The sequence below is a fragment of the Rothia sp. SD9660Na genome (genome assembly GCF_030064065.1).
Lineage (GTDB): Bacteria > Actinomycetota > Actinomycetes > Actinomycetales > Micrococcaceae > Rothia.
This window is the reverse complement of record NZ_CP125946.1, coordinates 1,298,753-1,311,262: the sequence shown is the minus strand read 5'-3', so window position 1 is coordinate 1,311,262 and position 12,510 is coordinate 1,298,753. Positions and strand designations below refer to the sequence as shown.

Here is a 12,510-nt window from a genome sequence, read left to right as displayed (position 1 = left end):
TTGCGGACGGTCTGGGTCAGACTAGGCTGACCATTTAAAGAATCGGGTGGCGAGGGCAGCAAAGAGAACTGTTGCTACCAACAGGATCAGGTGGGGTAGCAGTAGGAAGCTGTGGTAGATGTAGTCCCCGCGTAGGGCGTTGCCCAGGGCTGCTGAGGGGAGCAGGTCAATGACGGGGGATAGCCAGGTGGGGTAGCGGTCGGTGGGAATGAGAATGCCACCGGCAGTAGCCAGCAGTACCCAGGCCATATTGACGATGGCCAGGGTTGCTTCGGCGCGGACGGTGCCTGCAATCAGGAGCCCTAGGGAGGTAAAGCAGGCTGCCCCCAGGAACAGGGTGGGTAGTGACATGAGGACGCCGGGTACGGTGGCCGTCCAGCCCAGCAGCTGGCCAAGTGCCCCCACCAGCAGGTACTGAATCAGGAGCACTGAGAGTACCGCCAGCACCTTGCCCGCGATTAGGCCTCCCTTGCCCAGCGGGGTGGTGGAGATAAAGCGCAGCACCCCGTAGCGGCGGTCGAAGCCGGTGGCGATGCCCTGGCCCGATAGTGCGGTGGAGAGTACACAGAGGGCTAGAACACCGGGCACAGCAATATCGACGCGGCTAACCCCGTAGCGGTTGGCCCAGGGGTCTAGAAAGCCCGTGAACGCCAGGGCGAGCAAGCCCATGATGGGGAAGGCGATGTTGAGCATGAGTTGCTCACCGTTTTTGAGCATGGCAAGCGTTTCGAACTTGCCCTGGGCTAGCACGCGGGTGAGGGTTGGTGCGGCTGTTGAGGTGGTGCTCATCGGATATCCCTGCCTGATAGTTCGAGGAAGACGTCTTCTAGGGTGCGGTTGGCCAGGGAGAATTCGCCGGGCATGATGTCCCGGACGGCCCAGTAGGTGGTAAGGTCGGCCAGGTGCTGGGCCGTGAGTGGGCCGCTCAACCGGTAGTGCCCCTCGGGGCTCTCCGCCAGTTGGAGGGGGGAGTCTACCTGCGGCCAGATGGCATCCAATGTGATGCCGGGTGGGGCGGTGAAGGTCAGGCAGCGGGTATCGTCCTGCCCGCTTGCTAATACCTGGGACATAGTGCCTGAGAGCACTACCTTGCCGTGCTCAATCATGTAGACGTAGTCGGCGATGCGCTGGGCGTCATCGAGCAGGTGGGTGGTGAGTACAACGGCGACTCCGGCGTCGCGCTGTTCGCGAATGATGTCGAAGACGACGCTGCGGGATTGGGGGTCAAGCCCGGCGGTGGGCTCGTCGAGAAAGAGAATGTCGGGCTGCCCAATGATAGCTGCAGCCAGGGCAACGCGCTGTTTCTGCCCGCCCGAGAGCCTGCGGATGGTGGTGCCGTTAAAGGCATCGATACCGAGTCTGGCTGCTAGGGCGTCAGCGTCGAGGGGGTTGGTGTACATGCGGGCTATGTGCCGCAGCAGGGGAAGTGGACGGACGGACGGGGGTAGGCCACCGTCCTGCAGCATAATGCCCACGCGGGCACGCAGTTCGGGGGAGGCTCCCCAGGGGGTGTGACCGAGCAGGGAGATGCTACCGCCGGTGGGCTTGAGTAGCCCCTGGGCGCAGGCAAGGGTGGTGGTTTTTCCGGCCCCGTTAGCTCCCAGCAGAACCGTTACCTGGCCCGGTTCAATGGTGAGGGAGAGGTGGTCGACCGCTCGTTTGAGCCCTTCGCTGGTGAGGGCTTCGGGGTGCTTGCGTGCGAAGTCCTTGGATGGAGTGAAGTCCTTAACCAGGTTGTCAATAATGAGAGCGGCGGACGCGGGGGCGTCAGATGCGCTCTCACGTGGGCTAAGGCTGGGGGGAAGGTGGTGTGTCGTCACCCGTCTATTCTAGCCCTTTCGTTTCGGCTCTGGGCGGACGCCTACCGCTGTACTGCCTTAAATAGGTTGGCCTTACTAGCTTAAGGTGCCACAATTACGACATACTTTATTTGTGTATTCCGCAGAGAAAGGCAGAACTGTGTCCACTAAAACTGCCCGCCCTGCAGAAACAGAGGAACGCACGCGCGACCGCGTGCTCCAGGGAGTTCTCACTCACGGCCCTGTTTCTGCGGCCAAACTGGGTGAACTGCTCAGCCTCACCCCGGCAGCCGTCCGCCGCCACCTCGACGCGCTTGAAAAGAACAACCTCATCGAGGTTGCCTCCCACCGCCAGTACGGTGCCGGAGCAGGCCGTCCTGCCCGCCGCTACGTCATCGCCCCGCAGGGGCACAGCGAACTAGGCAACGACTACCTCGACATCGCCCGTGATGCCCTCACCATGCTGAAGGACGCCGTCGGTGAGGACGCCCTGCGCCAGTTCGCCTCGGCCCGCGCCCACGACATGGCAGAGCGTTACCGCCCCATCGTCGAGGCGGCAGGGGACGATGTTTCAGCCCGCGCCGAAGCGCTGGCAGAAGCAATGACCCGCGACGGCTTTGTCGCCACCGCCAATGAGATGGCCCCGGCTGTTGGCATGAGGTCTAAGCTGCCCGATAACCTGCTGGCATCCATCCAGCTCTGCCAGGGCCACTGCCCCGTGCGAGACCTCGCCGAAGACTTCTCCGTCTTCTGCGACCAGGAAACCGAAATCATCTCCGAACTTCTCGGGGTCGATGTGCGCAGACTCTCCACCATGGCAGGTGGCGCCCACGTCTGCACCACCCACATCCCGCTCGGCCGACCACCGGCGTCCGCCCCGCTAAACCCCGAAGAAACCGCAGGCGACACCGCCCCCTAAAACTTTCCACCGGCAGGGCATGCCCAGCAGATCCTGCCACTGAGAAGAAGATTTCACCGACTTACCTCGGTGAAAACCAACCCACCAAGAAAGGCCGTAATGACTGAACAGGTTGAGCGCACCGCCAACAACACCGTCATTTCAGAAATTCTGGAGGCAAACCCCGAACTCGAAGGTATCGGTACCTACGAGTACGGCTGGGCTGACTCCGATGAAGCAGGCCAGGCTGCAAAGCGTGGTCTTGACGAAGATGTCGTGCGCGACATTTCAGCCAAGAAGAACGAACCCGAATGGATGCTGGACCTTCGCCTGAAGGCCCTCAAGTTCTTCGACCGCAAGCCCATGCCCACCTGGGGTGCAGACCTCTCGGACATCGACTTCGACAACATCAAGTACTTCGTCCGCTCCACCGAGCGCCAGGCCGAAACCTGGGAAGAACTGCCCGAAGACATCCGCAACACCTACGAGAAGCTCGGCATCCCCGAAGCAGAACGTAACCGCCTGGTCGCCGGCGTTGCCGCCCAGTACGAGTCAGAGGTTGTCTACCACCAGATCCGCGAGGACCTCGAAGCCCAGGGCGTTATCTTCCTGGACACCGACACGGCCCTCAAGGAGCACCCCGAATTCTTCGAAGAATACTTCGGCTCCGTCATCCCTGCCGGTGACAACAAGTTCGCCGCCCTGAACACCGCTGTATGGTCAGGTGGCTCCTTCGTTTACGTACCCCCGGGAGTTCACGTAGAGATTCCCCTGCAGGCCTACTTCCGCATTAACACCGAGAACATGGGTCAGTTCGAGCGTACGCTCATCATCGCGGACGAGGGCTCCTACGTTCACTACATCGAAGGCTGCACCGCCCCCATCTACAAGACCGACTCACTGCACTCAGCAGTGGTTGAAATCGTGGTCAAGAAGAACGCCCGCGTTCGCTACACAACCATTCAGAACTGGTCGAACAACGTCTACAACCTGGTGACCAAGCGCGCCATCGCCCACGAGGGTGCCACCATGGAATGGATCGACGGCAACATCGGCTCTAAGGTTACCCAGAAGTACCCCGCTGTTTACATGGTCGGTGAGCACGCCAAGGGTGAGACCCTCTCCATCGCTTTCGCAGGCGAGGGCCAGCACCAGGACACCGGTTCCAAGATGGTCCACATCGCCCCCAATACCTCATCCACCATCGTGTCCAAGTCTGTGGCTCGTAACGGTGGCCGTGCCGCCTACCGCGGCCTGGTCCAGGTGCGCGAGGGTGCCTCCCACGCTAAGAGCTCGGTGGTCTGTGACGCCCTGCTGGTCGACACCATCTCCCGCTCAGATACCTACCCCTACGTAGATATCCGCGAGGACGACGTCACCATGGGCCACGAGGCAACCGTCTCCCGCGTTTCAGAAGAACAGCTCTTCTACCTGCAGCAGCGCGGTCTGCCCGAAGACGAAGCTATGGCCATGATTGTGCGCGGCTTCGTGGAGCCCATCGCCCGCGAGCTGCCCATGGAATACGCGCTTGAACTCAACCGCCTGATCGAACTCCAGATGGAAGGATCCGTAGGCTAAATTATGGCTAACGCAGAAAACCAGGGTCACAACAACCCCGCGATTCCCGGTATGGACCAGGAAGGTGAGAAGCTCGCAACCGAGCTGGCCACCGACGACACCATCCGCGTCTCAAAGCACAACACCGACAAGGTCGAGATTGACGGCTCCCGCGCCGAACGCAAGACCTCCTACAAGGTTGAAGACTTCGCTGCCCTCACCGGCCGCGAAGAAGACTGGCGTTTCACCCCGCTCAAGCGCCTGGGCGGTCTGCACACCGATGAACTCACCGGTGCTGCCCCCGCCGTAGAGGTCAACGTGCCTGCCGGCGTCAAGGTTGAGACCATAGCCCGTGACGACGCCCGCATCGGCTCAGCAGGTATTCCCGAGGACCGTGTAGCGGCCAACGCCTGGAGCACCTTCTCCGAGGCAACCGCCATTACCGTTCCCGCCGAAGCTGAACTGGAAGGCCAGATTGAGGTTGCTATCAACGGCACCCACAAGGACGCCGCAGCCCAGCACCTCTTCATCGAGACCAAACCCTTCTCTAAAGCCGTTGTCGTGCTACGCCACACCGGCTCAGCCGTGCTCTCCCAGAACGTTGAATTCAAGGTGGGTGACTCGTCCTCCCTGACCGTCATCACCGTTCAGCAGTGGGAGGACGACGCGATTCACGCCTCAGCCCAGTACGCTGCTCTGGGTCGCGATGCCAAGTTCAAGCACGTCAACATCTCCCTCGGTGGCGACCTGGTGCGCGTCACCCCCTCCACCAAGTTCACCGCCCCCGGCGCTGAAACCGAGATGTACGGCCTCTACTTTGTCGATGCCGGCCAGCACATTGAGAACCGTCTCTTTGTTGCCCACACCGAGCCCAACTGCAAGTCCCGCGTCACCTACAAGGGTGCCCTGCAGGGCAAGGGCGCACACTCGGTATGGGTAGGCGATGTGCTCATCGGTAAGGACGCAGAAGGTACCGACACCTACGAGCTCAACCGCAACCTGATTCTCGAAGACGGCCCCCGCGCTGACTCCGTGCCCAACCTGGAAATCGAAACCGGCCTCATCGAAGGCGCCGGCCACGCCTCCACCACCGGTCAGCTCGACGAGCAGCACCTCTGGTACCTGCAGGCCCGCGGTATTCCCGAGGCTGAAGCCCGCCGCCTGGTCGTCCGCGGCTTCCTCAACGAGATTATTCAGCAGATTCGCATCCCCGAGCTCGAAGAACAGCTCACCGATGCCCTCGAAGCTGAACTCGCGATTTCCAACAACTAAAGCTTTACCTTTTACAGGAGAAACAAACTATGGCAACCCTTGAAATCAAGGACCTCCACGTCTCCGTTATTCTGGACGACGAAAACACCAAGCCCATCCTCAAGGGCGTTAACCTCACCATCAACTCCGGTGAAATCCACGCCATCATGGGCCCCAACGGCTCCGGTAAGTCCACCCTGGCCTCTACCATCGCCGGCCACCCCAAGTACCAGATTGACTCCGGTGAGATCCTGCTCGACGGTGAAGATGTCACCGAGATGTCCGTCGACGAGCGCGCCCGCGCCGGCCTCTTCCTGGCTATGCAGTACCCCGTCGAAATCCCCGGCGTCACCATGAGCAACTTCCTGCGTTCAGCCAAGACCGCTGTTGACGGCGAAGCTCCCGCCCTGCGCACCTGGACCAAGGACGTCAAGGCAGCTATGGAGAACCTCTCTATCGACCCCGCCTTCATCTCCCGTAACGTCAACGAAGGCTTCTCCGGCGGCGAAAAGAAGCGCCACGAAATCCTGCAGCTGGAACTGCTCAAGCCCAAGTTCGGTATTCTCGATGAGACCGACTCCGGCCTGGACGTCGATGCTCTCAAGGTTGTTTCTGAGGGCGTCAACCGCGCTCACCAGGCTAACGACATGGGCGTTATGCTGATTACCCACTACACCCGCATCCTGCGCTACATCAAGCCCCAGTTCGTTCACGTTTTCGTGGACGGCAAGATGGTAGACCAGGGTGGCTCCGAGCTCGCTGACCGTCTTGAAGAAGAAGGCTACGAGCGCTACCTGGCTGCTAAGTAGTAGCGGCTGGACTGAAAGGTGACTGCTATGTCAGAAGCCCCCGCTGGTGCCCCCAGCCAAGAGGCCATTGAAGAGGCTCTCATGAACGTGATTGACCCCGAACTGGGTGTCAACATCGTTGACCTGGGCCTGCTCTACGGTATGCGCTGGAATGACGAAGGCGCCCTCGTGCTTGACATGACCCTGACCACCGCCGCCTGCCCCCTGCAGGACGTCATCGAGGAACAGGTTCAGCAGAACCTGGAAACCATGATTGATGAGTGGCATGTGAACTGGGTTTGGATGCCCCCGTGGGGCCCCGAGCGCATCACCGAGGACGGCCGCGACCAGATGCGCGCCCTCGGCTTCAACATCTAACCAATGCGGTTAACATGTGAGGACGCCGCCCCGCACCTTCCCCGTCTTCGGGCAGGGGAGTGCGGGGCGGCGTCCTTGTTGTAACCGGTCATGGTGAGCCGGTGTGGCTGGTTCCACAGCTTGGTCTTTTTCGCGCTGAAGACTCATCTTAGGTGCTGTACGGGCTTTCACGTGGGCGTATATCCTGGCCGGTTTTTATTTGTGGGCCGGTTGGTGGCTCTTAGCCTCAGCCATGACCACACCCCATAGCAGGCAGAGCAAGCCAAGCAAACCCTAAGCTAGATATACACACCTTGCACCGCCCATCAGCCGGTGGGCAACTCGCACTTGCTACAGCAGTAACCCCTCTCTACCGGGGGCAACCGCATCAGATACCTACACCCCCGACGGTAAAACCGGCGAAATGATGAAGCCGGTACTCTCCATGTACCAGGTCAACTTCCTGGGCACCAGCGAGCAGGGCTGCCGCGTGGGCTTTGCTTATGGCCCCGTTGCCCGCGGCTCCGATAATGCCACCACCCCGCTGGTCATTTAGATTCCGGCCTCTGAGCTGAAGCAGGGCAAGAACTCCATTGCGGTGATGGTCAACTCCAAAACCAAGGGTGCAGCAACCACCTTCGACGTGATTGGCGATGTGCGATAGCGCAGGTTTGAAACCGAGCTATCCCCTGAAAACTCCCCGTTCCTAGATGTTCAGCGTCTGGTGCGGGAGTTTTTTCTGCGCGAAATTGCTGGGCGGGTGCCCGGGGCGGAGACCTGCTGGGAGTAAGGTAGGCAGGGTAAGCCCCTAAGAAACTACAGAGGAGTCATGATGGAACAGCTCACCGTCGATGTACTGGTGATTGGTTTTGGCAAGGCAGGAAAGACCATTGCGATGAAGCGGGCTGCTGCCGGCGATAGGGTAGCACTGGTGGAACAAGACCCGGCCATGTACGGCGGTACCTGCATCAATATTGGTTGTGTGCCCACTAAGTTCCTGCTGGAGCAGACCCACCTGCACCGGGAATTTACTGAGGCCCGCGATGACCGCAATACTTTCATCGACCGCTTGAACGCCGCTAACCAGAAGATGGTGGAAGACAAGGGAGTGCTGCTTCTAGACGGCGCTGCCAGGTTCCTTGATTCTTCTACTGTTCAGGTGGGGGAGCAGGTGCAGGTGAGCGCCTCGACCATCATTATTAACACCGGGGCCAGCTCGGATGTTGAGGTGGGCGGACGCGTGCACGACTCCACCAGCATTCAGCAGCTAGAGCACACCCCGGCGTCCCTGGCCATTATTGGCGGCGGGCCGATTGGTCTTGAGTTCGCCACCATGTTTTCGGGCTTCGGTAGCCGGGTGACCATGTACAAGGGCGAGGGGGACTTCCTGCCCGCCCTCGACCGGCACATCGCCCAGGCGGTGCGCGAGCACCTGGAGAATCAGGGCATTACAATCGTTGATCAGCGTATCTCAGTGGAGCAGGCCGCCGAGCAGCTTGACGATGAGGCTATTCTGGTGGCGACCGGACGCCGTCCTGTAGTTGCCGGGCTTGACCTTGAGGCTGCCGGGGTCAAGTACACCGAGAAGGGAATCGAGGTCGATGAACACTGCCGTACCAGCGTGGAGGGTATCTACGCAGTCGGGGACGTAACCGGCGCACCCCAGTTCACCTACGCGTCCTATGATGACCACCGCATTGTGCTGTCGCACCGCTGGGGCGATGGAACCCGAACCCGCACCGGCCGTCTGCTGCCTACCACCACCTTTATTGACCCGCCGCTCTCAACCGTGGGTCTGACCGCCGAGGCTGCTGGGCGTGACTACAAGGTTGAGGTGCGCGAGTCAAAAATTGCTGACCTGGCGATTGTGCCCCGCCCCAAGATCATGGGTCAGCCTGAGGGTATCGCCCAGTTCGTGGTAGAGAAGGAGAGCAACCAGATTCTGGGTGCCACCCTCTGGTGCATTGATTCCCAGGAGCTAATCAACACGGTAGCCCTGGCCATGGTCCAGAAGATTCCGGCTGCTGCGGTCGGTGAGGGCATTTATACCCACCCCTCGACCTCCGAGGTGTTCAACGCGCTGCTGGCTTAGGTGAGCGAGCGTGCACCAAACTGGGTGAGTCTGTTTTCTATTTTTATAGACTTCTCGCCGGTGACCGATTGTTAGAACCAAGATGATGAGCCGTCCTTGTAGTTAGCTGTCATGAGAGCTTGATGCCGAGCTCATCCATGAGCTGGTCAAAGGGGATTTCGTCTGCTGCTTGGCGAGCTTGACGGGCTTTAGCAGTATCAAGTTTGTCTTCAAGTGCTTCGAGCGCTTGATCGAAAAAGACGGGGGAGACAAGGACGGCTCGGCGGCGGCCTCTGCTTTCGATAGCAACGGGCTCTCGCTGCACTTCGTCAAAGTAGTGGCCGAGGTTCTGGCGAAATTCTGCTGTTCCGGTAGTCGTTGTCATGTACTAAATGTACATTATGTACAGGGTTAGGGCTATGGCTGAGCAGATTATTTTTCAACTTAGTCGCCGGTTTCTCCGTCAATATTCTCTCGGAGCAGGTCGGCATGGCCCAGATGCCTGCCCCACTCTTCAATGAGGTGCAGGGCGACCCAGCGGTAGCTAAAGCGGGTGCCATCTTTCAGGGCACCTTCGCTGAGGTCATCCCAGTTGCGTTCAGCTAGCAGTTCCCGTGTAGCTTCCATGCTGGCCTGTAGGTTCTCTAGAACCTGAGGCAGGGGAAGGGGCAGGTGCCAGTCGGCGTCCGCATCCTGCTCCCAATCGAAAGACGCCCATGGCTCAGGTAGGCTACGACCGAGTAGGATTTCTTCCCGCCAGTAGTCCTCAACGAACCAGAGGTGCCCAGCCATACCGGCTAGAGTCATGTTGGTGGGGTGCAAGGGAGTTGCAAGGACGCTCTCACCCAGCCAGGTGCCGTCCGCGCCCTGGAGTTTGCGCAGGAATACCTCCTGCTGAAAACGGATATAACCGAGCACCAGCTCTTTTTCGGAGCCGGTCAGGGGCGGGTCTGTAAAGGGAATTTTCATAGGGTCAGTGTACCGGCGGTACAACGAGCGTGCACCACATCGCCGAGCGTGCGCACGGTCGGTGCACGCTCAGCGATATGACGCACGCTCGGTTAGGGGGCGAGATGTTTGTTAGTCCCAGGTGGGGTTAGCCAGGTCCACTCCGACCCGTTGGGACTCGGCTTCGATGGCGTCGGCCAGCCACTGAGCCAGGCCCGGCTGCTGGGACTCGTAGTAGCTGGTGAACCGCTCATCCGTAACGTAACCGCGAGAGATAAGGTAGTGCTTGGCGGGGGTGACGGGGAAGAACTCGCTCAGCAGCTGACGGTGGGCGCGGACGAGCTCGCCCGCCTCGGTGCTGTCTATTGGTAGGCTGCGGCGCACGGCGTCCGCTAGTTTTCCGTCTATCTCAGCAGCGCGATTCTTGTACCTGCCCAGTCCTCATGATTCCAGGTGGCGGTGCGCTGCTGGCTGATAGCCCAGTCGTCCGTACCGGCGTAGCGTTCCTCAGCTTCGGCCTGGTAGCCGGCGAAGTTGGCATTGCCAAGGATTTCACCGATGTCGGTGAGGGTGAGTTTCTTGTTCGTCATTTCGTTCTCCATGAGGGTGTCGATAGCAGCGACCATAGCTGAAAGCTGCTGTTGCTGGTCCATGAGAGCCTGGCGTTGCCTGCGGAGGTGCTCCATACTGGTTGAGCTACTGGCCAGGGCATCTTTAATGTCGGTGAGTTTCATGCCGGTTGCTCGGTAGATGAGGATCCTTTGCAGGGTCGCAATATCGTTGGGAGCGTAAAGCCGATAATTCGACCAGGTACGCTCAGCAGGGGCAACGAGCCCGAGGGATTCCCAGTGGTGCAGGGTTCGCACCGTGACACCGAGCGCCTGTGCTACTTCCCCTACCGTGTATAGGGTTTCTTGATCCTTCATGTTTCCATTGTGGGGTCTAACGTGGCGTGAGGGTCAAACAAGATGAGAACTGCGGCTGCAGCAGTGGGCGTTACCGGTATTGAGGTCATGCAGTGGGTGGAGGATAAGTTCACCCTACCTTCAATTGCCGTGCCCTCATTCGAGGGAATAGCCCCAAGGGTAGCTGCTCAATTGCTTCGTGAAGAGTGGGGGCTAGGTACTAAGCCCTTACCGAATGTGGTGCAGTTATGCGAGTCGCGGGGTATTAGTGTGATGGTGCTTCCAGACGCTGCCATGCAGGTCGATGCTTTCTCCCTCAGAATGCCTCGGTAAATGATCTTGTAGAGGCTAAATACATTTTTCAGGTATCTGCCTTTGCTTTGGTAACTTCTTTGCATAAGGCTGGGCGGATGACTGATTGGATTTACCGCAAGGTGTGTATTGAGCTAACACGCCGGGGGTATAGGGACGGCGAGCCTGAGGGTATGGGAGTGTTTGAGCAGTCCAGGCTTTTCTCGCAGGTATTCGCTGCAGATAAAATCGGTGCTGTGACGGCCGAGCGTATTGCTGCTGATCTTGCGGTGCCGGTTGATGATGTGCTGACCTTGACGTTTAGTACTCGTCTGCGCCTGGTGCAGAGGGAGGGCAAGAGCGAAAAGCATAGTGTAAGCGGACGCCCGGCCCTGCGGGTAGTGCGATGAGCCGCACCCCCAATCTGTCAGATTATTTCTACCACAACACTTGAGGGTGGTTTACCGGCTGAGCGTATGGCCACTGTTTTCCCCTGGCCTAGCGCTCAATGCTGAGGACCGTGAGCTTTGTACCCGTGAACTAATAGATACGGCCCGAGCTGCTTTTGCTACCAACCAGCCAAAGACTTTGCTAATAGGGGTAACGAGCTGGTTTGAGTCCGCAACTGCGCTTGCTGCTGGGATGGATCAGGTAGAGGCAGAGTTATTGATTGAGCCTGTGAACGTAGAGGTTCCTTGAAAAACTAATTGCTTTAGTCATCGCTAGCGAATGAACAAGCCTGTCTAATATTGCTATGATAATCGAAGATGTATTCGAGAGGTGGTGCAAAATGGCAGGTCATCAGAATCTTACTCCAGGTACAAAGTTTCATAGTCGGTGTGATGATTGTGTGGAGACTACCCCAGCGATTAGGTATCACTTAGATGAGTTGCGGCAGCTGGAAGCAATCGATAGGCATATTACTTGCGCTTCATTTTCTAGGGAGAATCCTTTGGTCGTAAATTTCAGTGTTGGGCTACTGGCTTATCACTCTCCGCTGAAAGCCGTAGTTGATGTTATTCGAGCCTGTTCAGCACACGAAAATTTTCACTATCATGTTGGCGATTACCTGAGGCCGAAAAAGAAGTTACCCGCTCGTGGCATCAGAGAGTTGCACAGTGCTCAAGATAGCCAGGAGGCGTATGATGAAGCATGTACCTACATCATCGGCGGTGCGTTTGAAAGGTGGCAGGAATGGCATCCGAAAAAGTATTGATGAAGAGGGCCCAACTGGCAGCGTCATTCAGCAGGGTAGCTAGGATGACTGCTGAAGGTAAGACATTTGTTGAAGCTCTTATGGAGGGCTCCCCTGAGCAGGCGGAACTGGTTGTGGTTCCTGCTGCAAGCGAAGAGCCAGCTGTTCTGACTTTTCACCGGATAGAGCGGCTACATGTACCTGTCGTAGTGTTGGTAACTAACGACGGGGACAAGCTAGTAGCGCGAAACCTGCTGTGGTCCAGTCAGGAAGCTAAGCTTGATTCTTTCACAGATATTTCTTCGGAAGTGACGACTTCGGAATGGATGAAGTCTATGGAAGAAAATCCCGGTCAGAGTTTCGCTGTAACTGGTTCTGAATTTTCGGCGAGAATCAACTCTTTAGCTACCTTGACGGTGGCATAAATCCGCTTTTACACCCTGTTTGAGA

Annotated in this window: 16 protein-coding genes; 10 read left to right on the top strand and 6 right to left on the bottom strand. The window is 58.5% G+C overall.

The window, feature by feature from the left end; genetic code table 11:
• Window positions 1-21: 21 nt before the first annotated feature.
• The gene (locus QM007_RS06390; protein WP_283489198.1) at window positions 22-789 is read right to left on the bottom strand and encodes an ABC transporter permease; all 768 of its coding nucleotides are present in this window, start codon (window positions 787-789) and stop codon (window positions 22-24) included.
• Entirely contained in the window at window positions 786-1,820 is a 1,035-nt protein-coding gene (locus QM007_RS06385) for an ABC transporter ATP-binding protein (RefSeq protein ID WP_283489197.1), read from the bottom strand. The genes QM007_RS06390 and QM007_RS06385 overlap by 4 nt, the downstream gene beginning before the upstream one ends.
• Window positions 1,821-1,959: 139 nt before the next feature.
• Between QM007_RS06385 and QM007_RS06380 the strand changes: the two genes are divergently transcribed.
• The 7 genes from QM007_RS06380 to QM007_RS06350 all read left to right on the top strand — a co-directional run bounded on the left by QM007_RS06380 (window position 1,960) and on the right by QM007_RS06350 (window position 8,742).
• Window positions 1,960-2,718 carry a helix-turn-helix transcriptional regulator gene (locus QM007_RS06380; RefSeq protein WP_283489196.1) on the top strand — a complete coding sequence of 253 codons (759 nt, stop codon included), beginning with the start codon at window positions 1,960-1,962 and terminating at the stop codon, window positions 2,716-2,718.
• Window positions 2,719-2,817: 99 nt separating this feature from the next.
• Complete coding sequence (sufB, locus tag QM007_RS06375; protein ID WP_135011742.1) at window positions 2,818-4,275, top strand: Fe-S cluster assembly protein SufB; 1,458 nt, start codon at window positions 2,818-2,820, stop codon at window positions 4,273-4,275.
• Window positions 4,276-4,278: 3 nt separating this feature from the next.
• Window positions 4,279-5,526, top strand: coding sequence for a Fe-S cluster assembly protein SufD (sufD, locus tag QM007_RS06370; protein WP_283489195.1), 1,248 nt, complete (start codon window positions 4,279-4,281; stop codon window positions 5,524-5,526).
• A 29-nt stretch (window positions 5,527-5,555) separates the two neighbouring features.
• Window positions 5,556-6,314 carry a Fe-S cluster assembly ATPase SufC gene (gene sufC / locus QM007_RS06365; RefSeq protein WP_135011738.1) on the top strand — a complete coding sequence of 253 codons (759 nt, stop codon included), beginning with the start codon at window positions 5,556-5,558 and terminating at the stop codon, window positions 6,312-6,314.
• A 27-nt stretch (window positions 6,315-6,341) separates the two neighbouring features.
• The gene (locus QM007_RS06360; protein ID WP_283489194.1) at window positions 6,342-6,671 is read left to right on the top strand and encodes a metal-sulfur cluster assembly factor; all 330 of its coding nucleotides are present in this window, start codon (window positions 6,342-6,344) and stop codon (window positions 6,669-6,671) included.
• Window positions 6,672-7,074: 403 nt separating this feature from the next.
• Window positions 7,075-7,206, top strand: coding sequence for a hypothetical protein (locus QM007_RS06355; protein ID WP_283489193.1), 132 nt, complete (start codon window positions 7,075-7,077; stop codon window positions 7,204-7,206).
• Window positions 7,207-7,479: 273 nt separating this feature from the next.
• The gene (locus QM007_RS06350; RefSeq protein ID WP_283489192.1) at window positions 7,480-8,742 is read left to right on the top strand and encodes an FAD-dependent oxidoreductase; all 1,263 of its coding nucleotides are present in this window, start codon (window positions 7,480-7,482) and stop codon (window positions 8,740-8,742) included.
• 109 nt (window positions 8,743-8,851) lie between these two features.
• On the opposite strand, the gene QM007_RS06345 is transcribed toward QM007_RS06350, so the two are convergent.
• The 4 genes from QM007_RS06345 to QM007_RS06330 form a co-directional block, all read right to left on the bottom strand.
• Window positions 8,852-9,106: a type II toxin-antitoxin system Phd/YefM family antitoxin gene (locus QM007_RS06345; RefSeq protein WP_283489191.1), complete on the bottom strand. Its 255-nt coding sequence runs from the start codon at window positions 9,104-9,106 to the stop codon at window positions 8,852-8,854.
• A gap of 59 nt (window positions 9,107-9,165) precedes the next feature.
• A complete protein-coding gene (locus tag QM007_RS06340; RefSeq protein WP_283489190.1) occupies window positions 9,166-9,690 on the bottom strand; it encodes a mycothiol transferase in 525 nt (174 codons plus the stop codon).
• A gap of 111 nt (window positions 9,691-9,801) precedes the next feature.
• Entirely contained in the window at window positions 9,802-10,053 is a 252-nt protein-coding gene (locus QM007_RS06335; protein ID WP_283489189.1) for a TipAS antibiotic-recognition domain-containing protein, read from the bottom strand.
• 20 nt (window positions 10,054-10,073) lie between these two features.
• Window positions 10,074-10,595, bottom strand: coding sequence for a MerR family transcriptional regulator (locus QM007_RS06330; protein ID WP_283489188.1), 522 nt, complete (start codon window positions 10,593-10,595; stop codon window positions 10,074-10,076).
• A gap of 389 nt (window positions 10,596-10,984) precedes the next feature.
• Between QM007_RS06330 and QM007_RS06325 the strand changes: the two genes are divergently transcribed.
• The 3 genes from QM007_RS06325 to QM007_RS06315 all read left to right on the top strand — a co-directional run bounded on the left by QM007_RS06325 (window position 10,985) and on the right by QM007_RS06315 (window position 12,485).
• Window positions 10,985-11,275 (top strand): hypothetical protein, encoded by a 291-nt coding sequence (locus QM007_RS06325; RefSeq protein ID WP_283489187.1) that lies wholly within the window; start codon window positions 10,985-10,987, stop codon window positions 11,273-11,275.
• Between the two features lie 380 nt (window positions 11,276-11,655).
• Window positions 11,656-12,081 (top strand): hypothetical protein, encoded by a 426-nt coding sequence (locus tag QM007_RS06320; RefSeq protein ID WP_283489186.1) that lies wholly within the window; start codon window positions 11,656-11,658, stop codon window positions 12,079-12,081.
• On the top strand, window positions 12,060-12,485 hold the full coding sequence (locus QM007_RS06315; protein ID WP_283489185.1) for a hypothetical protein: 426 nt from the start codon (window positions 12,060-12,062) through the stop codon (window positions 12,483-12,485). The genes QM007_RS06320 and QM007_RS06315 overlap by 22 nt, the downstream gene beginning before the upstream one ends.
• Window positions 12,486-12,510 lie beyond the last annotated feature (25 nt).

What these genes read in the sequence shown, in the direction of transcription:
- QM007_RS06390 (WP_283489198.1), bottom strand. Translation starts at nt 789, where the DNA reads ATGAGCACCACCTCAACAGCCGCACCAACCCTCACCCGCGTGCTAGCC.
- sufB (WP_135011742.1), top strand. Translation starts at nt 2,818, where the DNA reads ATGACTGAACAGGTTGAGCGCACCGCCAACAACACCGTCATTTCAGAA.
- sufD (WP_283489195.1), top strand. Translation starts at nt 4,279, where the DNA reads ATGGCTAACGCAGAAAACCAGGGTCACAACAACCCCGCGATTCCCGGT.
- sufC (WP_135011738.1), top strand. Translation starts at nt 5,556, where the DNA reads ATGGCAACCCTTGAAATCAAGGACCTCCACGTCTCCGTTATTCTGGAC.
- QM007_RS06360 (WP_283489194.1), top strand. Translation starts at nt 6,342, where the DNA reads ATGTCAGAAGCCCCCGCTGGTGCCCCCAGCCAAGAGGCCATTGAAGAG.
- QM007_RS06355 (WP_283489193.1), top strand. Translation starts at nt 7,075, where the DNA reads ATGATGAAGCCGGTACTCTCCATGTACCAGGTCAACTTCCTGGGCACC.
- QM007_RS06350 (WP_283489192.1), top strand. Translation starts at nt 7,480, where the DNA reads ATGATGGAACAGCTCACCGTCGATGTACTGGTGATTGGTTTTGGCAAG.
- QM007_RS06345 (WP_283489191.1), bottom strand. Translation starts at nt 9,106, where the DNA reads ATGACAACGACTACCGGAACAGCAGAATTTCGCCAGAACCTCGGCCAC.
- QM007_RS06340 (WP_283489190.1), bottom strand. Translation starts at nt 9,690, where the DNA reads ATGAAAATTCCCTTTACAGACCCGCCCCTGACCGGCTCCGAAAAAGAG.
- QM007_RS06330 (WP_283489188.1), bottom strand. Translation starts at nt 10,595, where the DNA reads ATGAAGGATCAAGAAACCCTATACACGGTAGGGGAAGTAGCACAGGCG.
- QM007_RS06325 (WP_283489187.1), top strand. Translation starts at nt 10,985, where the DNA reads ATGACTGATTGGATTTACCGCAAGGTGTGTATTGAGCTAACACGCCGG.
- QM007_RS06320 (WP_283489186.1), top strand. Translation starts at nt 11,656, where the DNA reads ATGGCAGGTCATCAGAATCTTACTCCAGGTACAAAGTTTCATAGTCGG.
- QM007_RS06315 (WP_283489185.1), top strand. Translation starts at nt 12,060, where the DNA reads ATGGCATCCGAAAAAGTATTGATGAAGAGGGCCCAACTGGCAGCGTCA.